The organism is Salinibacillus aidingensis (assembly GCF_055393355.1).
In genome coordinates this window covers 2,948,467-2,971,766 of record NZ_AP043759.1, presented here as the reverse complement: position 1 = coordinate 2,971,766, position 23,300 = coordinate 2,948,467, and the positions used below count along the sequence as shown (strand labels likewise).

Below are 23,300 nucleotides of genomic sequence, written 5' to 3'. Positions count from 1 at the left end.
ATTGCATTCGCGTTTTCTGAAAATATTAGGGGCTGTTGCGGTGATTAATATCATCTCACGGCTTCTGGGGTTTGCACGGGAAGTCGTCATTGGCTATCAATATGGAACCACCTCACACGCGGACAGTATTATCTCCGCCTTTACCATTCCAAACTTTTTATATATTGTTGTAGGCGGAGCGATCACAACCGCCTTTATTTCTGTTTATACAAAACTTGAGAAAGAACGAAAAGATACATTTGTTCAAACGATTTTTTCCGGACTGGCTTTATTAATGGGGAGCGCTACCCTTGTATTTTTCCTTTTTCCGGAATTTTGGATGAATGTATTTTTTTCTGGAATGTCAGGTGAGGCCGTTCGTCTGACAAGTGAACTTTTCAGGTGGATGGCTCCGGCTACTTTTTTCTTAACGATGGCGATGATTTTAAGCGGTATACATAATGTGAATGATCATTATCGGATCAGTACATTTGGTGCTCTCATATTTAATGCAGTCTTTTTAATCCTGGGAGCAGGGTTAACTTTCATTATGGGGGAGTACGCTTATGGATTAGGAGCCTTAATAGGTTCAATTCTTATGTTTTCATTCTTGCTTTATTTTGTACTTCAAAAAAAGCTGGCTCCGATAAAGTTTCGACTATACGCGCTCCCGGAAATGAAAAGATTCGTAAAGCTTGCCCTTCCGATTATGTTTGGAGGAGCGACTATTCAGTTTTATTTCCTGATACAGCGTATGTTTGCTTCTCATTTAGAAGAAGGCGTCATCTCAGCAATGAATTACGCCTCAAAAATGACTCAATTCCCTCAGGCTGTGCTAATGACAAGTGTGACAACCATCGTCTATCCAATGTTATCCAAAGCAGTTGGAGAAAACGATTTTGATAAAGTTAAGCGGGCCTATCAGAAAGGCTTTCGCATGCTCTTTATACTGTTGATTCCAGCCTCTATTTTTATTTTTATGTACGCAGAGGACATCATCCGATTTATATTTCAGTACGGGAATTTTAGCATGAATTCCACGGAACGGACCTACCCGTTATTGCAGATTTTTTCATTATCAGTATTAAGTCTGGCCCTGAACACGTATGTGACCAGATTCTTTTATGCAATGGAAAATTCCTGGATTCCGATTCTGCTTAATGTAATTTCCGTATTCGGAGTCAACATTCTGGTTATCTGGCTGCTTATCGATCAATATGAAGCCAAGGCGATTGCCATTGGGACGGTTATTGCTACCATGGTTAATCTGCTCTTATTAGTGATTTTAGCGAAAAGAAAACTTGGGTTAGTGGTCAGTAGTTGGCGCGAGATGGGCAAATTGCTTCCATTTCTGTGTATCTCAACATTTTTTATCATATTAAGTGGATGGATTCCTATTTCGGCACCTGTTTTTTCATTGCTGGCAGGTGGTGGTGTTACGCTGATTTTTATTATAGCAGGATTTTATCGATTTAGAAGCTGAGCCTTTCACAAATGAGTTGTGGGGGGCTTTTGTAAACCTTCTTGTGTGATTTACCATAGAATTCGTAAGCTGCATTCTTTTGTTATAATGTGGTAAGAATGTCTGGTAAGAAGCGCATACCGTGTCTGAAGAGTCTATATAGTGTGTTCATTAGATATGGTGTGGTAAAAGACGCTTTAAATGGTCATTGGCCATACATTATTAAAGCCGGATTAACCGTATGAGGGAAGTCTTAAGAAAATATTCTCAAGTTTATCATTGCTCTTGGTTTCATTCCTAAATCAATTTTACATAAATTCTACAATTATATTGCAAACGGATAAATGTATTGTATTTCCATTAAATATATAGTATCTTTATTAAAGGACAAATAGACTGTGAGTTTAAAAGATGAATTTGAAAGAAAAACTTAAAATAAATTGAAACCATTTTGATTTTCATAACGTCTAAATTTACGAGAGTTTTCATTGTGCGCGAAGAAGTAAGTATCTGTATGGAAAGAAAATGAAAAATCTTTAATCAGCAACCGGCATAAACATTATGCCAGTTTCGTAGACTTTATGAGTGAATGTGGACATTGAACAAAATACACGCCTTAGACATCGCAAAGGAGGATCCCAATGCTATATATCGCTGCCGTTTTAATATGTCTGGCTATTTCGATTGTATTAACACCCCTTGTAAAAAAATTAGCGATAAAACTAAATGCTGTTGACCAGCCAAATGAAAGAAAAGTTCATAAAAAAGTGATGCCTCGTATGGGAGGATTGGCGATATATGCTAGTTTCCTATTGGGAGTCCTCATCCTTTCTCCAGAAGGCGTTCATATATGGCCGGTGATGATCGGGGCAACCATCATCGTTACCATTGGAGTATTGGATGACCTCTTTCAACTCTCAGCAGGAATTAAGTTCGCCGGTCATCTGCTGGCTGCGTTTACTGTTGTATTCAGCGGCATTCAAATTGACTTTATTACCGTTCCATTTGGTCCAAAAATTGAATTTGGCTTTTGGGGCATTCCGATTTCGATCATTTGGATTGTCGCCATCACGAATGCGATTAACCTGATTGACGGACTGGATGGCCTGGCATCAGGCGTCTCAGCCATTGCCCTGATTACGATTTCCGGCATGGCGCTATCCATGGGAAGTATTTTTGTTGCAGCACTTGGATTATTATTATTGGGAAGTACGCTTGGATTCCTGTTCTACAATTTCCATCCGGCAAAAATTTTCCTTGGGGATACGGGTTCGTACTTTCTGGGTTACATGATTGGTATTCTATCGATTATGGGATTATTTAAAAATTTAACCTTTTTCTCCATTATTGTGCCGATCATCATTTTAGGTGTGCCACTGGTCGATACAACCTTTGCCATCATCCGCCGTATGGTACAGGGTAAGCCATTGAGTGCGCCAGATAAGTCCCACCTGCATCACTGCCTCATCCGCTTGGGGTACAGTCACAGGAAGGCAGTCCTAATGATCTATGGCCTGAGTGGGATCTTTAGTATCGCCGCGATTATCTTCACCCGCAGTACAATGTGGGGCTCGATGATGATATTGTTAGCATTAGCTGTTCTGATTGAGCTTACGGTTGAAATTACCGGGATGGTGAGTCAGAATTACCGGCCGGTGTTGAATTTCGTAGCCGGTAAAAAGCGAGTAGATCAATAGATTATTTGGATAGAGAGCTGACCATTAGGTTGGCTCTTTTTTGTTGATGATCTGCACTTTCTGAGGTTGGGCGACGTGATTGGGAGTCTTTGAACTCATACTTCTTTCAGTCACTGATGTTTACAGCTCTAAGACAATCTCCTAGATATCATCTCACAGAATCTGCTGCGAAAATTTCCACCCTTATGACGAATCGAATATCTTAATCGAGAAAGAAATCTTCTATTATTATCAATAATCGTATTTAAAGACTTTAAAGTTTACGGATGTATTAAGCGGCGATCGATTCCAAAATGAAAAAGGCTGAAACGTTTGTGCTGAAACGAACGACTGTATAATAAAGGGGGCAACACAAGTGAACAAAAGATTAATGATTCTGTTCATCCTGGTATCAGCGGTCTTCAGCTTAACGGCCTGCGGAACCGGAATAGGAGGAGAAGCAGGTAACGGTGCAGGTGGCACAAACGAACACGTCGTTATCGACTGGGTAGATTTTATTAAAATAAACGACACCCAGTACACCGGCCTGCATTCCAGCGTCATCGCAGATCCATCCATGATTGGGGAAAAAATCGGTGAAGTGGAGTTTAAAGTAGCGGATAATGTGTCGAATCCCCAGTATCAGGTCAAAAACGGGGATGCTGCGTTCCAGGATAAGGGGACAGAAATATTTGCAGTAAAAAATCTGCCTGACTTTGCTGCCATTAAAGATTCGAACGAGGTAAATGGCTACCAGCTGTATCAGGCGGATAAATCTGAGACTGACATTTCCCGGAGTTTTAAGGATGTGGATAAAGGCAAAATTAGCAAAGTGGAATTTTATCAGGAGAAATCTCCAGGGGAGCCTGAACTTTTGAACCAGCTTACCAGTCAAAAGGACATTCAGACACTAATCAGCCTGCTGGATAAGGGCGAAAGAAGAACCGATTTTGCACCGAACCATTCAGAGGGACCAGTCGACCGCCATCAAATGGTTCTCTATATAGACCAGCCGCTTGTAAATACCTATTCAATTAATTATGACCACGAAACTTGGTACTGGCACCCGAGGGATACAGAAATTCTGCCTGATAAAATTAGTGAATATATAACGAACTAAAGGAAATTTACGCTATGTATTCTCTGCTTACAATCAAAATAGCAGGGGGAGCATACGCTTTCGCCAGTTACTTACAAAAAGTTATTAAATTATTAAACTAGTTGAAATTTTGTATCGGATGTTGTAATATAATGGGTGGATATAGAAATATTTGGATTGGGGAATACTAGAAAGTCTAGTGTGCTTCAAAGATTAGATAAACAGACCTTTGAAGCGATCGGTTGGAATGGAAAATTACATCTGTTGCAGACGCCCTATGGAGTCTACTGAACTTATAAGTTACATACACAGCACAAAACCGGATGTAATAAACAAAAAATCATTGAAATGTAATGGGGTACCGCTTTCAACACTGGTAAAAGGTGTTGGAAGCGGTATTTTTTGTTGGGTTCGATATTGTCGGGCTTAATACTTTTGGAAACGGACCGATTCCGTACAAAACCGCTCAATTCTCTATCCTGGGGTTTAATTAATAGAAAAACGGATTAATTATAAAATTTTTGGCTTAATTATATAAAATCAAGTTTAATTAATTATAAAACTGGACGAATTATTTTCAAAATAGGATTAATTATTTTCAGAAAAAGACAGATAACGCTCTCGGACGCTCAATTCCGGGGAAATCGGCATAATTATAAAATGACAGGCTCAATCCGTGACCGCTCGCAGAAAATTCGACAAAATTCGGGGCGTGACAGGCACCACCCCGGGAGGCACCACCCACGGAAAGCACCACCCCCGACCACCCCCGCTCCCCCCCACAAAATTCCGTTTTGAGTTTCCTGGAATTTATGTAATAATAAGGATAGTTTGTTAAGCTTATGTAAATCTTTTGTGAAGATTGTCAAATAACGTTGTGGGGTGAAGGTGTGTGACGTTTAATGAAGTAATGGCATTAATTATGCCTTCAATCATAGGGCTATTGATTTATTCAAAATTGAAGAAGCGTGATCTGACATGGTTTGAATTCTTCAGTAACCTGGCCTTATTTATGGTAATCACCAATGCCATTTGCTATGGAATTTTAATTTTTATATTTGAAAGAAATTCCCTGTTGTTCAGCATTTCATTTACGATGAAGTACAGTATCCTGGCGATGTTTATTGCAGTAGTCATTGCCGTATTGTATCGAATTGTTGAATTAAATATCAAAATGAATGTGAAAGTGAAAGTTGCCGATGAAAAGAATCATTAAAGCCATCATAACCGTATTAACCTATATTTTATTAGCGACTACTGCATTGGTACTGGCAACAGCGATATATATCAGGCAGAGCTTTCCGGAACAGGGCATTGATGAAATGCTTTTTTACCTCACAAGTGGATTAGAGGGTACGTCCAATGATGTGTTTATTACCGGCATTCAACAGGGTATCATCCCATTTCTAATCATATTATTGTTCCTGATTCTGCCATTGATCAAGTTCAAAAAACGGGAGAATCGTATAGAAATCAGCATCCGAAAGAAAAAGCTTAATATTCACATTTTCCCTTTAAGAAGACTAAGACTTATTTATGCATTATTTACGCTGGCTATAGCATTGTTTGCATGCTATAAGATGCTTGGAGTGGATGAATACCTAGATCAGTTAAATGCTGAATCCACCTTCATCGAGGATCATTATGTAAGTGGCACGGATGTATCTATCACATTCCCGGAAGAAAAACGGAGCCTTATTATTTTGTACCTGGAGTCCATGGAAAACTCCTTCATTGACCGGGAGAGTGGGGGAGGCTGGCCATATACAGTCATCCCTGAGCTTGAGCAAATCGCAAGGGAAAATATCAATTTTTCAAATACAGGTAAAATAGGTGGCCCTTTACCGACTCAAGGGACCGATTGGACGGTAGCCTCCCTTTTTTCAACAACTTCTGGACTTCCCTTAAAAATTCCGGTAGGTCAAAACCGGTATCGTTACTCCGATGACTTCATGCCAGGCGCATATGCGTTAGGGGATATATTAAAACAAGAAGGGTACCAGTTATCCGCCATGTTTGGATCGAATGCCAAATTTGGTGGCCGCAAAAATTATTACAAAAGTCATGGCGACTATAAAGTATTTGATGTCAATACGGCTATTCATGAAGGAAAAATGACGGCAAGTGAAAAAGTGTGGTGGGGCTTTGATGATTCGGACTTATTTAAATGGGCCAAAGAGGAAATCAGTACCTTAGCCCAGGGAGAACAGCCCTTTAACTTCACGTTTTTGACTGCAAACACTCATTTCACAGACGGTTATCTGGAAGAAGGAGCGGGCAACAAATATGACACTCAGTACGAAAATGTCTATGCCTACTCCTCCAAACAGGTGCAGGAATTTGTGACGTGGCTAAAAGGGCAGGACTTTTATGAAAATACAACGCTGGTGATTCTTGGAGATCATCTGAGTATGCAGGGGGGAGGTTTCTTTCCTGCTCACCTCAATAAAGAGTATCAGCGAACGATTTATAATGCCTTTTTAAATACAACAACTAAACCTGTTCAACCAAAAAATCGCACATTCTCCCTGCTTGATATGTATCCGACGATTCTGGCCAGTATCGGAGTGAACATTGAAGGAGACAGGCTGGGACTTGGAACGAATTTATTTTCAGACAAACAGACATTGTTTGAGCAATATGGAAGAAAGCATGTGAACGATCAGCTGGCGGTAAATTCCCGTTTCTATAATCAAAACATTTTGCAGGATGATTATTTGGAGCTATTAAAGCAGGCAGAAGAAGAGCAGGTGAAAGAAAAGAAAGAAGAATAGGGTTTTACTTTTGCATGTTTTTTCATACAGACTGATTCGCTACGTGAAATCGAATCAGTCTTTTTTCCGAAATGGTTTTTATTTTGACAGCATGAGTCGTTTCATGATAAAGAATAAATTGTACACAAATCGGAGTGCTCTATTTCCTCTGTTTTATGTTAATACTGGTATGGAAGCATTAAACGTTCTCAGGAGAATCTTCAGGAGGAATGTTTAATGAGGCATACTGATAGAGGTGATCAGATATGGAAAAGCTGATAACCGTTATGGTACCGGCTTATAATGAAGAAATCGTGATTAAGCAGTTTTACAGCAGAATCAATGAAGTCATTAATGGGATTCGTAACTATCGTTTTGAACTATTATTTGTGAACGATGGAAGCACGGATCAGACTCTGGAGATTATTAAACAATTAAGGGAGACGGATCAGAGGGTATCCTATGTAGACCTGTCCCGGAATTTTGGGAAGGAAGTGGCGATGCTGGCAGGCTTTGACTACGCGAAAGGCGATGCAGTTGTCATTATAGATGCTGATTTACAGGACCCGCCTGAATTAATTGCTGAGATGATTTATTATTGGGAACAGGGCTACGATGACGTCTATGCCAAACGAAGGGATCGTCAGGGTGAATCCTGGCTGAAAAAAGCGACTTCCAAAGCGTTTTACCGTCTCTTGAAAAAAACAACCACGATACCCATTCAGGAGGACACGGGAGATTTTCGCTTACTGGACCGACGCTGTATCAATGCCCTCCGCCAAATCCGGGAGTCTCAGAGATACACCAAAGGATTATTTAGCTGGCTTGGGTTTAAGAAAAAGGAAATCCTGTTTACAAGGGATCCCCGTGCGGCCGGAGAAACCAAATGGAATTATAAAAAATTAATGAACCTGGCAATAGAGGGGATCACGTCCTTTACTACATATCCATTAAAGCTTTCCTCCTATTTAGGATTTTTCATTTCCATTGGGGCTTTCATCTATATGTTTGTCATTATTTTCAAGACCATCTTTTTTGGTGAACCTGTATCCGGGTATCCTTCATTAATGAGCGTCATTCTGTTTCTTGGCGGTATTCAGCTTCTTTCTCTCGGCGTCATCGGAGAATATTTAGGCCGAATTTTTAATGAAACGAAGCAGAGGCCTGTGTACCTCGTGCAGGAATATAATGGGGAAAAGGAATTTGTTATCCATGAAGATCATCAATCATGAAGTTTCTAAATACGCAATTTTTGGGGTATTAACGACGCTTGTCAACATATTAACATATATTTTCCTGACGAAGGTCCTGGCTTTTGATTACAAGACTGCAACCGTAATTGCCTGGATTGCTTCGGTCTTGTTTGCTTATTACACAAATAAAAAATATGTATTCAATGCCCGCTACACGAAGCTGATTCAGACGCTTAAGAGCTTTTTCCTGTTTGTATTTTACCGTCTACTCAGCCTGCTCGTGGACCTGGCAGTGATGTATGTTCTAATTGAGTTTTTCTATTTAGATGATCTGTTAACGAAAATTATTGCGAACGTCGTCGTGGTGATTTTCAACTATATCACAAGCAAATGGCACGTATTTTCAAAAAAGGAAAGAGAAGTTGAATGACATCAACCATCTTTTTTGTATAGAAATGGAGTTTTGGAAATGGGAACGAAAACGAAATTCAGCAGACATCATATATTGATGATTGCGATGATCCTGCTTTCTACGGTTATAACCTTATTCCTGTCGACACAGAAAATAAACTACCATCTGGATGAACTTCTTACATACAGCCTGTCGAACGGAACCGATTATATTAATATTAAACCGGGAGAGACCTACGAATTATACGGCAAGCACCAGGAAAGCTTTCTGACTCCATCAGGGGAGACAAGGTTCAATTATCAAAATGTATGGAAAAACCAGGCCGAGGATGTACATCCCCCATTTTATTATACAATCTTTCATACGATCAGTTCCTTTATGCCGGGGGAATTCACCAAATATATTGGGATTAGTATAAATATTTTCTTTAATGCACTGATTATTTTACTGCTGTATAAGTTTTCAATGCTTATTACAAACAGCAGAAAAGCAGCTTACCTGACCAGCTTGTTCTGGGCTGTGAATCCGGGAATTATGTCGGACATGATGTTTATCCGTATGTACATTATGACGATGTTTTTCTGCTTATTGATATCCTATGTTCATGTTAAGTTTATGAAGGACGTAACCCCCAGCAACAGCAGATTTTTTCTATCTCTGTTCCTGGTGTCTCTGGGCGGGGCTTTAACCCATTATTATTTTATCGTTTTCACCTTTTTCGTCTGTGCATTATTTGTATTCTATTTATTGTATAAAAAACAAATCAAGCACTTGCTGATGTACGTTGGAACCTATATCCTGACGATTCTTGCTGTCCTCGGGATCTTCCCTTCTGTTTATGATCATATTTTTGGCGGGGAAAGCCGGGGCCAGGAGTCCATGGAAAACCTAATGAATATGGGTGATTATCTGGGTTCCATTCAGGGGTTTTGGCGTATTATCAGTAATACCCTATTCGGAGGCGTCCTGCTCATAGCTGTGTTCGCAATCGGGATCCTGCTGATTATGATAAGTCTTCGCAAGCGGAAAATAGTGAAGACTGACCATGACAGGCAAAGCGTGCTCGATCGGCCATCCATCTGGAATATCGTCTATCTGTTGACGACGTGTTCCCTGTATTTCCTGCTGATTGCAAAAATTGCTGTTTATTCAGCAGAAAGATACATGCAGCCAATTTACCCCATCATCATATTAACGTTTACAGCACTACTCTACCATGCCATCCAGTACTTTTCGAAAAGAGCTCCTGTGTTTATCGTTAGTGCGGCCCTGGTTCTGATTTCGATAAATGGATATGTAAATACAACCAATTTTGAATATTTAAGGCTTCAAAGTGAGGAGGCCATTGAACTGGCGGAGAAATACAGTGATAAAGACAGCATAGTAATATTCGACAGGGTATGGAAAATCCCGGCAAGCTACGTAGAATTATCGAACTATAAAACCGTAACTTTCTATGATAAAAGTAAGCTCAATCCCCTTTATCAAAATACGGATTACGACGAATTTGTTCTATATGTTCATGGAGAAGCAGCCCCTATCGTAAAGGATATCGTAAATAAGCTTCCACAAATTATAAGCTACAAAAAGCTTAGCTCCTACGCCTATACAGACGTGTATTATTTACAGTAATGTGGGACGGGGACAGGTCCCTTGTCCTCCTGTCTAAGATTATTCGACAAAATTCGGTGTGACAGGCAGAGCGACCGAGCAAGGTCGTGACATATAGCGGGTGGGATACCTGCCAGGTAAGAGTTAGCCACTCACTTGTAGCGAGTTTTGGAGGCTCAGCCTAATTTACAATTCACATCAATGGCACACTTCATATAAAAAAACCGCATTAAGTCACCATATATTGATGAATTAATGCGGTTTAATGGGGGATTAAACATCTAATGAAGTAGTAATGTCATATTTAGACTTCACTTCTTCTAACCATGTCGAATATTCGTTGTTCACTCTAGTAGCCATTAAATCCTCTCTTACTTTTTCTTTTACCTCTTCAAATTTTGCTTCTTTTGCTTCAAATTTTTCCTCTACCCGAATAACATGAAAACCATTTTCCGTTTCCACAGGATCACTGATTTGTCCAACTTCCATTGAAAAAGCAGCATCTTCAAATGCTTGAACCATCTCTCCTTTGCCAAAGGTTCCTAAGTCCCCACCTGATTCACGACTCGCTTCATCTGTTGAATACTCTTTTGCTAAACTTGTAAATTCTTCACCTGCTTCCAGCTTATCAATTACTTCTTCTGCAGTTTCCTTGTCATCTACTAAAATATGACTGGCATGCACTTCTTCTTGTTGATTATACTGGTCTTTGTTTTCATTAAAATAAGTTTGCAGTTCTTCATCTGTAATGGTAATTCCTTCAGCAACTAATTTATTGGTTGCAAGATACGTTTCAATATCTTGTTCAATGGTTGACTGCTTGATTCCGTTTTCCTCCAGTAAGGACTGAAAGGCTTCCTCACCACCATAATATTCCTGATAATTCGCCATTTCAGCATCGATTTTTTCTTGAGATACTTCCACACCTTGCTTTTCAATTTCCATCTCAATTACTTTTTGTGTGACTAATGAATCTAATACTTCTGCTCCATATTGAGACACCAATACATCATTTAATTCCTGTTCACTAATTTTTGTGTCATCAATTTCCGCAACATATTTTGTTGATGAGTTGTATGAAAAGCCCCAAATTAAAAGAAGCAGGGCAACAATAGAACCGATACCCCAATATATCATTTTTGGTTTTGTCATCATGTTTTTCTCCTCTCTTAATACGTTTATTTGTTCATGATGTCAGAGTTAAATCATTCATTGACTATCTCTATTAAATTAAATTACATTAAATCGTTTTATTATCTACCATTTAAAATTTTCCTAAGAGGTAACCACTTAACTCGGTCAACTTTCACCTTATAAATTTGTGTTGTGCGGTTAAAGTCAAAATCAATCTTGATATATGTGTGATGAAGTTGGTAAAAACCCTTATGGTTCTTCGTTATATTGAGTAAATCAGGGAATTCAGTAAGAATAAATGATCTAACCCTTTGTTAGCTATTCGCTTTTTCCATCCAATTAACATAGTTGCTCTTTTATTATCATCACCTCTTTAGAACACAGAATTATTTTGATGTTTTAATCTCTTACAAAACTCACTTTACAAGGTGAATGTGTCAGGATGATGTCCAAAAAAATTACACTACCTCTATATAATTTTCAGAAATCCGACGAATAGCACGGGGGGACACGGGGACAGGTCCCTTGTCCCATCCCGGGATCCAGCTTTCAACACTGGTAAGAAGGTGTTTGAAGAAAGATTTTTTGCGCGTTTGATGTTTTCAGGCAGGCTTAATACGCGTGTGAACGGACCGATTCCGTACAAAACAGCTCAATTCTCTATGGTTTAATTAAAAGGAAAGCGGATTGATCATAAAATTTTTGGTTTAATTATATAAAAGCAAGTTTAATTAATTTGAAAACAGGATGAATTAATTTGAAAACAGGATGAATTATTTTTAAAATAGGACAGATAACGGTCACGGACGCTTAATTCAAGGAAAATCGGCTTAATTATTAAATTACACGCTCAATCCACCGCCGTGCAACGCCATACACCGAAAATAAAAACCCCCACCTGTCAACCAAGTGGGGAGTCGTCCTCGTCCCATTAGACCGGGACAAGGAACCTGTCCCTCCGTCCCGCGGGAGCCACACAAAAGATTATTCGACAAAATTCGGGTCGTGACAGGCACCAGCAGCACTAACCACCTCCTTTTCCGTCACATAACTCCCTGCCACCCCGAGCACTTCAGCAATCTGTGCAACAATAGGCTGTTCCAGGTAAGCCTGATGCAGGATGTCTTTCTGTTTGAAAATATCCCGGGTCGGGCCCTCAATCTGAACCCGCCCCTGATTAAATACAATCGTCCGCTCAAAAACCTCGGCGGCAAAGTCCATGTCATGAAGGATGCAGAGGACGAGCTTTCCCTGATTACGGAGCTCATAAATGATTTCCTTCAGCGTTTCCTTTCCTTCATGGTCCTGTCCCATGGTCGGTTCATCAAATATAACAATATTGGGGTCCATGGCCAAGATGGAGGCGATGGCGATCATTTTTCGTTCGGACAGGCTTAAATCGTAGGGATTCGTGTCCACGTATTCGTCCAGTTTAACTTTCCGCAGTGCCTCCATAGACTTCTCCCTGGCGTCCTGCTCATCCATCCCGATATTCAGTGGTCCGAACATGACTTCGCTGATGACGGTATTTTTAAAGACCTGGTCATTTGGATTTTGGAAGACGAGTCCAATTTCCTTCGCTAGGCTGGCTACGGTATAATCCTTAGTGTTTTTTCCATTAAGGACGATCTCGCCCTCTGTGGGAACAATCAGCCCTTTAAGCAATTTGACAAACGTGGATTTGCCCGCACCATTTTGTCCCACAATAGCGGTGGCTGCTCCATTCAGCGTCAAATCGATGCCTTTCAAAACATCATTTCCAGCTGTATAGGAAAAAGATAGATTTTTAATTTCGATGGAGTTCATAGGTATCACCAATTTCCCGGGACAGTTCCTTGAGTGTAACAGGATACAGTCCGTTTTGTTTATTTTGAATGCCCAGAGATTTACTGATTCTCGTTACTGCAGGAGCAGTCATTCCGTAGTCCTCCAGATCGTCACGGGAGAAGACCTCGCCCGGGCTGCTGTAATCGATCAATTTGCCGTCGTGCATGAATAGAATTTTATCTGCATAGCCGGCCATTTTATCGATTTTATGCTCGGCCATAATAATCGTGATGCCTTCCTTCCTCAGGTTTTCGATCACTTTAAATACTTCATCTGTTCCTTGAGGGTCCAGTTGGGATGTTGGTTCGTCGAGAATGAGAATATCGGGTTTCATGGCGATCACACTGGCAATGGCGACCCGCTGCATTTGTCCGCCCGACAGGTCAAAAGGATTTTTGTCCTGAATGCCGGTAATGTCAAGCAGCTCCAGGCTTTCATCAATTCTATGAATCATCGTCTCTCTGTCTAAGCCCATATTTTCCAGTCCAAAAGCGATTTCCTCGTACACGGTATATTTTGATCCGGTCATTTGGGAGAAGGGATTTTCGAATACCAGCCCGACATGCGAGGAAATTTCGCCGATTTCATGCTGCCTGACTTCCAGTTCATTGATCAAAACTTTTCCGCCGTAAGCTCCGTTAAAAAAGTGGGGGACAAGACCGGCCAGTGCAAAACAAAGGGTGGACTTCCCAGCTGTATTTTTTCCAATCAGACCGATATACTCGCCCTGTTCCACATCAAAGGAAAGATCATTTAACACGAGCTTATCAGTGTCCGGATATTTATATTTTAAATTTTCAACGCTTATGATCCCCATGTCACAATCCTCCAAACAATGGCTGCTATCAGTGCCGTCCATAATAGAATCTGAACCAATTTCTGGTAGCGGTATTCCTTTGATACGTTTAAAAAGGACCTTTGACGATTGGCATTAAACCCTCTGACTTCGAGTGCAATCGCCCGCTCCCGTGTCACGTTCAGCGAGTTGAGCACGACGGGGCCAATTAGCGGAAAGAAGGCTTTCATACGTACGAGCAGATTTCCTTCTGTTTCCATACCTCTTGAACGCTGGGCATCCGTGATTTTTCCCATGGTGGCACGCATTTGCGGAATCAGCTGCAGAACGGACAGCAAAACATAGCCGATTTTAGGCGAGAGCCCTTTTTTAATCAGCGCTTCCACCAGTTCATCATGCCGGGTTGTTAAAATTAAAATGCCAAATGACATCACCATGTTCATCACCCGCAACGTCAGCAAGGCTGCGTAGCTCAATCCTTCCTGATAAAAAGTGAGAAACCCGAGGGAAAAGAGCTCCGTTTGATTTTCCGGGTGAAAAAAGCCCTGAACAATAATGATGGAAATAATTAAAATAATACTTAAGCCTAATATCGGAACAATTTTGCGAAAAACCTTTCCTAAAATAAGCAAAATCAATGTAATCATGGCAACGGTAAAAACAAACGTCACCTCAGGAATGATGTATGTGATGGCAATGCTCACCATCACATACAAAAGCTTTGTTAGCGGATGTGTATTGTGTAAAATGGAATTTCTGTCTACGTACAGGGTCATTGTGCTCATCAGAATCATCCTCTATAGTTGTTCAATTTTGTCACTGCTGCGGAAAATCGTGTTGAAGTTCTTTGGAAGGCCTTTAAATATGAAATAACTGATAATGACGGATGCGATTTTGTCAGGAACATCGACAACGAAACTGTCCCCAAACGAAGCGAGCCATACCGGGACGTTATTGGATACTAAGAAGGCATAAAAAGCATCTCCCCACACGTTGCCGGTCTGACCGCCCCAGAAAATGATATTCAGAGGGGTTGAGATGATCGCCGCTGCAATCCCTACGACAAAACCAATGACAATCGCGGTTTTTACATTTTTCAGCCAGCCCTTATAAGCCATAACCCCGACAATCAGACCGATGGCACCACTGGTAATGGCGTATACTGTGGAAATAGGATCTACGGTGATTCCATAAATAATATTGTTAATGATTCCTGATAAAGCACCAATAATAGGTCCTGCCAGCATACTTGCTAAAACGGTCCCGATCGAGTCGAGCCACAGAGGCAGCTTTAACAATCCCGCAAATAATTTCCCTAAGTAGTTAATCCCGATGGCTGCAGGAATTAAAGCAATCGCGGCTGTTGAGAGCTTGAAAGACCACATACTCGTTTTACTCATTTCCAGTTCCTCCCTTAAAAATTAAAATGTATTGTGAATAGAAGCAATAGCCTCTAATGCCACCTGAATGGAATATCTTTCACCTTGGATTGGCAGGCTTTCCCCATCAACAAGGTCATTGATTCCGGACTGAAGATTCCCTTTTGACGGAACCACGACATTTAAAATTGATGCCGTCCTTATTCCTCGCAAAGCTCCGACGACAAACAATGTGGAGGTTTCCATATCGGAGCCGAGGACTCTTCGTCTAGACCAGTAGTCCTCTATTTGTTCTTCCTTATCGGTATAAAAACTATCATGACTTCGGACAATCCCTGTATGATAGGGGATATTCTTTTTGGAAGCGGCAGCACGGATTGCAGAAACCAGCTGATCATCCGCTACAGCAGGAAAGCCGGCTTCAATATAGGCATTGGTTGTACCCTCATCACGAACGGCCCCTGTAGCAACAATTAGGTCACCTAAATGAATGTGGTTCTGCATCGATCCGCTGCTCCCAACCCGGATGAGCGTGGTTACCCCAATATTGGCCAATTCCTCCACCGCAATCCCGGCTGACGGCCCGCCGATCCCCGTCGAAACAACCAGAACGGGAATGCCCTTATATTCTCCAATGATGCTTTTATACTCACGGTTAAAAGCCAATTCTTTCACGTTATGAAAATGCTTTTTGACCTGATCGACCCTCTTTGGATCCCCCGGGAGCAATGCATATTTTGCCTGAATTTCTTCGGTTAATTGAAGGTGTGGCTGCATTTCAGTGCCCATAAATAATCTCCCTTTCTATTCCAGCAAACTATTTTCCTTTTCATCACTCAGAAGTTGAGGATGGGGAACAATAATTCCATCTTCCTTGAACTTAATGACGTTCTTTTCAGCTAACTCCCGCAGGACCCGATTCACACTTCTTAACGTAACCGCGTGCAGTTCACTCATCTGGCTCTTGCTGACTCTCACAATATAATGATTACGCTGATAGGGGACCATTTCCTTTAATATAAAATCACAAAGACGATACTTGAGCGGATAGAGACTATCGACCCCCGCCTTCATCGCAAGGTTATATAAATATTTCGCCAGACGCCGGTTGAAATAAAAACTCATATGATGATCTACACTCATCCACTCAAGAAAATCTTTTCTATCGATGCTGATCAACGTTAAATCTGTTAACGCTTTCACATTTGAAACAGAAGAATACTGGTCAAAAATTTCAATCTCCCCAATAAAATCCCCTTTCTGATATATCGCCTGTGAATACGTCCTGCCGTTTTCGGAGGTGACGTAAATCTTCGCCGTCCCCTCAACAATGATATAAAAACGCTGGATTGAATCGCCCTGATAAATAACAATATCTCCCTGACTGATTTGATCCACAGACATTTTCTTCAGGAATCGATAGGGGCACTCTTTCACCATTTCATGTACATGATTATATTCCTCTATCAGCTCTGTCAGTTTCTCCATCCCATCAACTTCCTTCTTTTATTTTATAGGATTCGATCAATAGAGGACAGGACATCTGTCCACCCAGGATTGCTAATTTAAAGAAATTTCAGTTAAATCATAACCCATTTCGAGAAAAATGTCTCCCCATTCGACAAAATCCGGGCGGTGACAGGCACCACCCCAGTGGAGCAGGTATGCCCAGGGGCGCTATTCTCCTTCGGGGGGACAGAGGGACAGGTCCCATGTCCCTTTTAAGGTTTAATTAGTAGAAAAGTGGATTGATAGATGTATTAAAGGTTTAATTAGTAGAGATTTGGATTAATAAATATATTTCAGGCTTAATAAAGAGCTATGGGATCAATAAAATACATTTTAGGCTTAATCACAATAAATAGGGCTTAATCTTTTTATAAACAGGACGAATTAATTTTGAAACCGGACAGAAAAATTTTTAAATAGGACAGAATGGAAGAAGAAGCGCTTGATTCAATAAAAAAACGCTCAATTTTTAATACCTTACATTTATGCAGAGATAATCTTCTTCCCTCTAACCGGCCATTCTTTAGAATCTTGGGGGTTTGTCAAATGCTCTTCTAGACTAACTTTCTATAGGGGGGGGCCACCACACAGCTATCACTTGGTACGAACACCATTACCCCAAAATATGCTACTATTGAACTATACAAACGAATTCAAAAAGAAGGCAGGGGTTTCTATGAGCGACATGATTTTTGATATTTCACCTGACAAGTACCAGACGTTAAGTGAATCTGAACGGTTTTTGTTGAAATATATTTATGACCATTTAACGGAAACTTCTAAAATGTCTATCGTAAATTTAAGTGAAAAAGCAAATGTCTCAACAGCTACAATCGTCCGCTTGATGAAAAAGCTTGGGTATAATGGCTATACATCCTTTAAATACAGCATTCACGAAAAGCTCTCTACCCCGGATGATGAACCATCAGAGTTAAAGGATATAGACATGGAAATCAAACAGGCAATTTTTAAGAATGAACATGAAGTGGTAAAGACCATTCAAATGCAATCGATCGGCATGATAGAGGATGCGATACAAAAAATACAGGATGCTGATAAAATTTATGTTTTCGCAAGAGGCTTTTCAGAGATGATAGCTTCCGAAATGACCACAAAACTCCAGCTATTAGAAAAGAACTGCGAGATGCATAATGACCCAAATATTATTCGATTAAAGTCAAAAAAGCTCAAACAGAGGGAACTGGCAATTTTTATTTCATTAAGTGGGGAAACAAAGGAATTAGTAGAAGCTTGTAAAAATTTACGCATTAATAACATAAGTACTATCACTTTAACAGCAAAAATGGACTCTAGCCTAGCTTCTTTATCGGAATTATTCTTTTTAGGTTATAAAGATTCTCACTCCTATTTTCCTGACTATGAAGTTCGCTCGAGACTTCCGTTACAGGTTATCTCAAGAATTATTTTGGATGCCTATGTGATTCGTATGACGTAGAGATATTTGCCCGGGAATTTGTCCTCCATAGAGGCTTTCCTGGGTTTTCTTTTTATATAAACCTAAAGAATTGAATATATGAAAACCCTTTTACACATCCTGAAAACCTTTACATTAAATTATGTGCGATAATGAAATCAAGATAAAGGAGGTGGTTGGATGATATATACTTGTACGTTAAATCCGGCGATTGATTTATTTGTTGCAACAGAGAATTTTAAACCCAATCAGGTCAATCGAACCTATGATGAAGACTATCAGGCTAATGGAAAGGGAATTAATGTATCTATTATGCTTAAAAAGTTAGGTGTTGATAGCACTGCATTAGGTTTTGTTGCGGGATTTACCGGGTCTTATATTAAAGATGAGTTAAAACGTTTAGGCATTCATACAGATTTTGTAGAAATAGACGGAATCACCCGTGTGAACATTTTCGTTCATAATGATGATGAGGAATATAAAATTGTGAATAGAGGCCCGGAGGTAGAGCAGAAAAGCATTTATCAAATCAAGCAAAAAATCGAACAATTACCGGACCATTCAATACTTTTTGTATCAGGGAGCGCGCCACAGGGCGTTGATGAAGCCATTTATGAAGAAATTGCAAAGGTTTCCGATCAAAAAGGAATACACCTAGTCTTAGATATTAGTTCAAAAAATCTATTAAACTGTCTCCCTTATCATCCATACCTGATCAAACCAAATCGAGAGGAGCTGGCAAAATTATATAACCGTGATTCGATAACAGATGAAGAGGTTATTGAATTAGGCTATGACCTTTTAGATAAAGGATCCCAGCGTGTATTGATCAGCTTGGGAGAAGAGGGTGCAGTATATATCGATCATGACCATTTAGTAAAAGTCTCATCCGTAAATGGGAGCGTTGTAAATACAGCGTGTGCAGGAGATACAATGCTTGCAATGTTTGTTCAGAAGTTACAGGCAGGGTTCTCTATTGGAAAAGCATTAACCTATGCATCGGCAGCAGGAGCTTCAACTGCTTTTTCAAAAGGACTTAGTGATTTAAGCGACCTGAATGAGCTAGTTCAAAAAATTAAAATAGAAGAAAATGTAAAAGGGGGAATCAAACATGAGTAAGATTAAAATTGTCGGTGCCACAGGCTGTCCAACAGGAATTGCACATACATTTATGGCTGAAGAGGCACTAAAAAAAGCTGCCGAAAAATTAGGTGTAGAAATCAAGGTTGAAACACACGGCCAGGTAGGTGTTGAAAATGAGTTAACCAAAGCTGAGATTCAAGAAGCTGATGGTGTCATCATTGCTGCAGATAAAGACGTAAATGCAGGCAGATTCGTTGGAAAGCCAACCATCGATGTGTCGGTAGGACAAGGGATTAAAGATGCTGAAAATTTAATTCAGCAAATTATCGATGGAAAGGCACTCCCTTACAAGGGAAATGGAAGTAGTTCAAGTTCTGATGCTGCAGAGGAGGAATCATCTGAAGGAGGATCAGGTGTAGGCCGAACCATTTATAAACACTTAATGAACGGTGTTTCCCACATGCTTCCATTTGTTGTTGGTGGTGGTGTGCTGATAGCTTTATCCTTCTTATTTGGGATTCACTCAGCTAATCCAGATCACGAACAATATAATGAGTTCGCAGCATTTCTGAATAGTACAGGTGGTGTGGCCTTTGGACTTATGGTTCCAATTTTAGCTGCATTCATTGCTCAATCGATCGCACAAAGGCCAGGTATGATTGCTGGTTTTGTTGGCGGTGTAATTGCTAATGATGGTGGAGCAGGCTTTTTAGGCGGAATTGCTGCCGGCTTTATCGCAGGTTACATTGTTGTCTTATTGATGAAACTCTTTAAATCGCTGCCACAATCTTTAGAAGGGTTAAAAGCAATCTTCTTGTATCCGCTTATCGGGATATTATTAACCGGTGGAGCGATGAAAATTATTGTAGGACCAATGACAACCATAAACGAAGGTATGATGAATTTTCTTTCAAACTTCCAGGATTCCAACCCGATTCTTTTAGGCTTAATAGTTGGATGTATGAGTGCATTTGACATGGGTGGACCAGTGAATAAGGCTGCTTATCTTACAGGTACAGCATTGCTGTCAGACGGAAACTTCTATTTCATGGCAGGTGTATCAGCCGCATGTATTGCACCACCATTGATCATCGCATTTGCAACCGTATTCTTCAGAAAATATTTTAATGAGCAAGAGAGAAACGCTGGTATTCTAAACTTTATTTTAGGTTCGACGCATATTACTGAAGGAGCTATACCATTTGCAGCTAAGAACCCGCTTGTAGTCATTCCTATTTTAATGGTCGGTTCATCTATCTCGGCAATTCTAACTTACCTGTTTAACGTACAAGTACCGGCACCACACGGAGGATTCTTGGTATTACCTGTTGTTACTAACGCAATCTTATGGGTTGTAGCGATTTTAATCGGATCTTTAGTAGCTGCCTTTATTTACGGGGCTTACAAGAAACGTTCTTACTTAAAAAATGAAGTAGGTGTTGAAGATGCAGCATAATCAATTATTAGATAAAGAATTAATCCAATATAACACTGATTTAAATTCACAGGCGGAAGTGTTTGAACAAATTGCGTCCCTTGCTATTAAGCAGGGGATTGCAACAGATAAAGAAGCTGTTGTGAAGGGACTTATTCAACGTGAGGAGGAAAGCACAACTGGTTTTTATAATGGTTTTGCTATCCCCCATACAAAGGATTATTCTATCAAAAAGGCTGGAATTGTGATTTTGGTTAATGATAATGGGATTGAATGGGATTCAATGGACGGTGAACCTGCGAAGTTTTTTATTTCCTTGCTGATCCCTGACGAAGAAGGCGGTTCTACACACTTAAAAGTATTATCTGCTATTTCCAAAATGCTTATTCATGACGATGTTCGATCAGAATTATCAGAAGCCAAGAGTTCGGATGAGATCTATGATATTATCAATGGTTTTTTAAACGAGCATATGAATTAACAGGTAAAGATGGAGGTCATCCCAGTATGGGTATCATAGCGATTGATATGGATGGTACGTTGATTAACAGTCACCATCAAATTAGTAAGGAAAACATTGCGGCAATAAAAAAAGCACTGAAGCTTGGACATGAGGTTGTCATTGCTACAGGTAGAGCGCAATTCGATGTTAAGAAGATCCTGGATGACATCGATCTATCTTTATACACAATTGGGGCTAATGGAGCTACCATCCACTCTCCTGCTGGAACTAATATTCTCTCAGAATCAATGCCAGAGGCCCAAACCAGAAGAATTGCAGACTGGTTGAATCAGCAAAACTTTTATTATGAAATGTTTTGTGAAAGCGGGATTTATACCCCTGTTCAAGGGAGAGAGATTCTTAAGAGCGAGTTGAAAGAACTGGAAATTCACAGTTCAAAAATAGAAATGGAATCTATGGAGCAAGCGTATGAGAAACAAGTAGGACAAACCGGTTATGTATTCATGGAAAGCAATGAAAAGGTGTACCAGGATAAACAGAAAGTTTACAACATACTGGCCTTTTCTTTCCTGGATAAAAAAAGGATAAATGGATGGAATCATTTTGCAGGGGAAAAGGACGTAACGCTTGTTTCCTCATCACCATACAATTTTGAGCTAGAGCACCCTAGAGCCTCAAAAGGAAATGCGCTTAAATACCTGGCACAGGTGCTGAACATGAGTTTAGACAATTCTATTGCAATAGGTGACAGCGGAAACGACATTTCCATGTTCAAGGCTGTTTCCCATAGTTATGCGATGGAAAATGCAAAGGATTATGTCAAGAAAGAAGCAGATTATATTGCCATATCGAATGATCAGAACGGCGTCGCCAGGGTTATTCATAGCTTTCTAGATAATGAATAATTTTGGAGCATGGTACGCGCATCATGCAAATGAGGAGGATAAATCAATGAAATTAACACCAGGTAAAAAAAGAGGATTAGATGCAATCTCCAATCATAACCATATTGTACTGGCAACTGCTATGGACCAGCGCGGTTCATTGGGAAAAATGATTAAGTCCTTCAATGAAAACATTTCATATGGAGATGGACTTACGAACTTTAAAGTAGGAGTAAGTGAAGTCCTGGGCAATCAATCTTCATCCCTACTTTTGGATCCTGAATATGGTTGGAAGGCGGCTGAGAAACTGGAGGACTCAAGAGGACTCATTATGGCCTACGAAAAAACGGGCTACGATACGTCAGAAAAAGGTCGACTTCCCAACTTAGTAGACTTTTATGCCGTTCAGGATTTGGCTAATTCAGGAGCAGATGCAATCAAGCTATTGGTCTATTATGACACGGAAGAAGAAGAAAAATATAATAATATAAAGAAAACTCTAATTAAACGAGTGGGCGATGAATGTAAGGAAAATGATGTGCTGTTTATTCTGGAGCCTGTATCATACAGTGCTGATGGACTTGATTCAAAAGGTGTCGAATTTGCCAAGCGAAAACCACAAATTGTTGAATATTTCATGGAAGAATTCTCAAAAGAGGAATATGGTATTGATTTATTAAAAGTAGAAGTACCCGTTCAGGTTTTCCATATTGAAGGTAACGAGCAGTACGAAAATTACGAACCGGTATTTACAGCGCAGGAAGCAGGGTTTTACTACAGGAAATGCTCAGAAAGAAGTAGGCTACCGTTTATTTACTTAAGTGGTGGGGTTACAAATGAACAGTTTATTGATACCCTGCATTTTGCTAAAGACTCAGGATTGCCTTTAATGGCTGTCTATGTGGAAGGGCCATTTGGAAAGAAGGCGTCCAGCCATTTGCAAAAGATGGGAAAGACAGATATTATGAATGGCTTCAATCTACAGGTGTTCAAAACCTTAAAAAAGTAACCAAGGCCATTGAAGAAACAGCCACCCCATGGGACACAGTTTTAGTGTAGATTAAATAAATTTATGAAAGGCTAAGCGAACCTGTATAATCCAGGGTCGCTTAGCCCTTTTTCTCAAAAAATTGTTGGGTCGTAACAAAAACTACCCGAGCGATACTGTCC

At 40.1% G+C, this 23,300-nt stretch carries 21 protein-coding genes; 14 read left to right on the top strand and 7 right to left on the bottom strand.

The window, feature by feature from the left end; genetic code table 11:
• Window position 1: 1 nt before the first annotated feature.
• The 8 genes from murJ (at window position 2) to ACZ5OK_RS15420 (ending at window position 10,206) form a co-directional block, all read left to right on the top strand.
• Window positions 2-1,462, top strand: coding sequence for a murein biosynthesis integral membrane protein MurJ (gene murJ, locus ACZ5OK_RS15455; protein ID WP_343838370.1), 1,461 nt, complete (start codon window positions 2-4; stop codon window positions 1,460-1,462).
• A 620-nt stretch (window positions 1,463-2,082) separates the two neighbouring features.
• On the top strand, window positions 2,083-3,138 hold the full coding sequence (locus ACZ5OK_RS15450) for a glycosyltransferase family 4 protein (protein WP_343838368.1): 1,056 nt from the start codon (window positions 2,083-2,085) through the stop codon (window positions 3,136-3,138).
• A gap of 355 nt (window positions 3,139-3,493) precedes the next feature.
• Complete coding sequence (locus tag ACZ5OK_RS15445) at window positions 3,494-4,237, top strand: hypothetical protein (RefSeq protein WP_343838365.1); 744 nt, start codon at window positions 3,494-3,496, stop codon at window positions 4,235-4,237.
• Window positions 4,238-5,126: 889 nt separating this feature from the next.
• The gene (locus ACZ5OK_RS15440; protein WP_343838362.1) at window positions 5,127-5,432 is read left to right on the top strand and encodes a hypothetical protein; all 306 of its coding nucleotides are present in this window, start codon (window positions 5,127-5,129) and stop codon (window positions 5,430-5,432) included.
• Window positions 5,416-6,990, top strand: a complete 1,575-nt coding sequence (locus tag ACZ5OK_RS15435; RefSeq protein ID WP_343838360.1) for an LTA synthase family protein — start codon at window positions 5,416-5,418, stop codon at window positions 6,988-6,990. Before ACZ5OK_RS15440 ends, ACZ5OK_RS15435 begins: the two co-directional genes overlap by 17 nt.
• A gap of 245 nt (window positions 6,991-7,235) precedes the next feature.
• On the top strand, window positions 7,236-8,201 hold the full coding sequence (locus ACZ5OK_RS15430) for a glycosyltransferase family 2 protein (protein WP_343838357.1): 966 nt from the start codon (window positions 7,236-7,238) through the stop codon (window positions 8,199-8,201).
• Window positions 8,182-8,592, top strand: a complete 411-nt coding sequence (locus ACZ5OK_RS15425) for a GtrA family protein (protein ID WP_343838355.1) — start codon at window positions 8,182-8,184, stop codon at window positions 8,590-8,592. Before ACZ5OK_RS15430 ends, ACZ5OK_RS15425 begins: the two co-directional genes overlap by 20 nt.
• A 39-nt stretch (window positions 8,593-8,631) precedes the next feature.
• Window positions 8,632-10,206 (top strand): phospholipid carrier-dependent glycosyltransferase, encoded by a 1,575-nt coding sequence (locus tag ACZ5OK_RS15420; protein ID WP_343838353.1) that lies wholly within the window; start codon window positions 8,632-8,634, stop codon window positions 10,204-10,206.
• Between the two features lie 252 nt (window positions 10,207-10,458).
• Here ACZ5OK_RS15420 and ACZ5OK_RS15415 read toward each other — a convergent pair whose 3' ends face one another.
• The 7 genes from ACZ5OK_RS15415 to ACZ5OK_RS15385 all read right to left on the bottom strand — a co-directional run bounded on the left by ACZ5OK_RS15415 (window position 10,459) and on the right by ACZ5OK_RS15385 (window position 16,809).
• Entirely contained in the window at window positions 10,459-11,340 is an 882-nt protein-coding gene (locus ACZ5OK_RS15415) for a peptidylprolyl isomerase (protein WP_464758224.1), read from the bottom strand.
• Window positions 11,341-12,303: 963 nt separating this feature from the next.
• Window positions 12,304-13,125 (bottom strand): energy-coupling factor ABC transporter ATP-binding protein, encoded by an 822-nt coding sequence (locus ACZ5OK_RS15410; protein WP_343838349.1) that lies wholly within the window; start codon window positions 13,123-13,125, stop codon window positions 12,304-12,306.
• Window positions 13,106-13,963 carry an energy-coupling factor ABC transporter ATP-binding protein gene (locus ACZ5OK_RS15405; protein ID WP_343838347.1) on the bottom strand — a complete coding sequence of 286 codons (858 nt, stop codon included), beginning with the start codon at window positions 13,961-13,963 and terminating at the stop codon, window positions 13,106-13,108. Before ACZ5OK_RS15405 ends, ACZ5OK_RS15410 begins: the two co-directional genes overlap by 20 nt.
• The gene (locus ACZ5OK_RS15400) at window positions 13,951-14,727 is read right to left on the bottom strand and encodes an energy-coupling factor transporter transmembrane component T family protein (RefSeq protein ID WP_343838345.1); all 777 of its coding nucleotides are present in this window, start codon (window positions 14,725-14,727) and stop codon (window positions 13,951-13,953) included. The genes ACZ5OK_RS15405 and ACZ5OK_RS15400 overlap by 13 nt, the downstream gene beginning before the upstream one ends.
• 12 nt (window positions 14,728-14,739) lie before the next feature.
• Window positions 14,740-15,342: an ECF transporter S component gene (locus tag ACZ5OK_RS15395; protein ID WP_343838343.1), complete on the bottom strand. Its 603-nt coding sequence runs from the start codon at window positions 15,340-15,342 to the stop codon at window positions 14,740-14,742.
• A gap of 21 nt (window positions 15,343-15,363) precedes the next feature.
• Window positions 15,364-16,110: a nucleoside phosphorylase gene (locus tag ACZ5OK_RS15390; RefSeq protein WP_343838341.1), complete on the bottom strand. Its 747-nt coding sequence runs from the start codon at window positions 16,108-16,110 to the stop codon at window positions 15,364-15,366.
• 15 nt (window positions 16,111-16,125) lie between these two features.
• Complete coding sequence (locus ACZ5OK_RS15385) at window positions 16,126-16,809, bottom strand: Crp/Fnr family transcriptional regulator (RefSeq protein ID WP_343838339.1); 684 nt, start codon at window positions 16,807-16,809, stop codon at window positions 16,126-16,128.
• A 697-nt stretch (window positions 16,810-17,506) separates the two neighbouring features.
• Between ACZ5OK_RS15385 and ACZ5OK_RS15380 the strand changes: the two genes are divergently transcribed.
• The 6 genes from ACZ5OK_RS15380 to ACZ5OK_RS15355 all read left to right on the top strand — a co-directional run bounded on the left by ACZ5OK_RS15380 (window position 17,507) and on the right by ACZ5OK_RS15355 (window position 23,139).
• Window positions 17,507-18,286, top strand: a complete 780-nt coding sequence (locus ACZ5OK_RS15380; protein WP_343838336.1) for a MurR/RpiR family transcriptional regulator — start codon at window positions 17,507-17,509, stop codon at window positions 18,284-18,286.
• A gap of 159 nt (window positions 18,287-18,445) precedes the next feature.
• A complete protein-coding gene (pfkB, locus tag ACZ5OK_RS15375; protein ID WP_343838333.1) occupies window positions 18,446-19,384 on the top strand; it encodes a 1-phosphofructokinase in 939 nt (312 codons plus the stop codon).
• Window positions 19,377-20,804: a PTS fructose transporter subunit IIC gene (locus ACZ5OK_RS15370; protein ID WP_343838331.1), complete on the top strand. Its 1,428-nt coding sequence runs from the start codon at window positions 19,377-19,379 to the stop codon at window positions 20,802-20,804. Before pfkB ends, ACZ5OK_RS15370 begins: the two co-directional genes overlap by 8 nt.
• Complete coding sequence (locus tag ACZ5OK_RS15365; protein WP_343838329.1) at window positions 20,794-21,264, top strand: PTS sugar transporter subunit IIA; 471 nt, start codon at window positions 20,794-20,796, stop codon at window positions 21,262-21,264. The genes ACZ5OK_RS15370 and ACZ5OK_RS15365 overlap by 11 nt, the downstream gene beginning before the upstream one ends.
• Before the next feature lie 26 nt (window positions 21,265-21,290).
• Window positions 21,291-22,151 carry a Cof-type HAD-IIB family hydrolase gene (locus ACZ5OK_RS15360; protein WP_343838327.1) on the top strand — a complete coding sequence of 287 codons (861 nt, stop codon included), beginning with the start codon at window positions 21,291-21,293 and terminating at the stop codon, window positions 22,149-22,151.
• A gap of 46 nt (window positions 22,152-22,197) precedes the next feature.
• Entirely contained in the window at window positions 22,198-23,139 is a 942-nt protein-coding gene (locus tag ACZ5OK_RS15355; RefSeq protein WP_464758222.1) for a tagatose 1,6-diphosphate aldolase, read from the top strand.
• The last annotated feature ends 161 nt before the right edge of the window (window positions 23,140-23,300 follow it).

Coding starts and splice junctions, on each gene's coding strand:
- ACZ5OK_RS15365 (WP_343838329.1), top strand. CDS start 20,794: ATGCAGCATAATCAATTATTAGATAAAGAATTAATCCAATATAACACT.
- ACZ5OK_RS15385 (WP_343838339.1), bottom strand. CDS start 16,809: ATGGAGAAACTGACAGAGCTGATAGAGGAATATAATCATGTACATGAA.
- ACZ5OK_RS15425 (WP_343838355.1), top strand. CDS start 8,182: ATGAAGATCATCAATCATGAAGTTTCTAAATACGCAATTTTTGGGGTA.
- ACZ5OK_RS15440 (WP_343838362.1), top strand. CDS start 5,127: ATGGCATTAATTATGCCTTCAATCATAGGGCTATTGATTTATTCAAAA.
- ACZ5OK_RS15430 (WP_343838357.1), top strand. CDS start 7,236: ATGGAAAAGCTGATAACCGTTATGGTACCGGCTTATAATGAAGAAATC.
- ACZ5OK_RS15415 (WP_464758224.1), bottom strand. CDS start 11,340: ATGATGACAAAACCAAAAATGATATATTGGGGTATCGGTTCTATTGTT.
- ACZ5OK_RS15360 (WP_343838327.1), top strand. CDS start 21,291: ATGGGTATCATAGCGATTGATATGGATGGTACGTTGATTAACAGTCAC.
- ACZ5OK_RS15355 (WP_464758222.1), top strand. CDS start 22,198: ATGAAATTAACACCAGGTAAAAAAAGAGGATTAGATGCAATCTCCAAT.
- ACZ5OK_RS15410 (WP_343838349.1), bottom strand. CDS start 13,125: ATGAACTCCATCGAAATTAAAAATCTATCTTTTTCCTATACAGCTGGA.
- ACZ5OK_RS15395 (WP_343838343.1), bottom strand. CDS start 15,342: ATGAGTAAAACGAGTATGTGGTCTTTCAAGCTCTCAACAGCCGCGATT.
- ACZ5OK_RS15450 (WP_343838368.1), top strand. CDS start 2,083: ATGCTATATATCGCTGCCGTTTTAATATGTCTGGCTATTTCGATTGTA.
- ACZ5OK_RS15435 (WP_343838360.1), top strand. CDS start 5,416: ATGAAAAGAATCATTAAAGCCATCATAACCGTATTAACCTATATTTTA.
- ACZ5OK_RS15370 (WP_343838331.1), top strand. CDS start 19,377: ATGAGTAAGATTAAAATTGTCGGTGCCACAGGCTGTCCAACAGGAATT.
- ACZ5OK_RS15390 (WP_343838341.1), bottom strand. CDS start 16,110: ATGGGCACTGAAATGCAGCCACACCTTCAATTAACCGAAGAAATTCAG.
- pfkB (WP_343838333.1), top strand. CDS start 18,446: ATGATATATACTTGTACGTTAAATCCGGCGATTGATTTATTTGTTGCA.
- ACZ5OK_RS15420 (WP_343838353.1), top strand. CDS start 8,632: ATGGGAACGAAAACGAAATTCAGCAGACATCATATATTGATGATTGCG.
- ACZ5OK_RS15380 (WP_343838336.1), top strand. CDS start 17,507: ATGAGCGACATGATTTTTGATATTTCACCTGACAAGTACCAGACGTTA.
- ACZ5OK_RS15405 (WP_343838347.1), bottom strand. CDS start 13,963: ATGGGGATCATAAGCGTTGAAAATTTAAAATATAAATATCCGGACACT.
- ACZ5OK_RS15400 (WP_343838345.1), bottom strand. CDS start 14,727: ATGAGCACAATGACCCTGTACGTAGACAGAAATTCCATTTTACACAAT.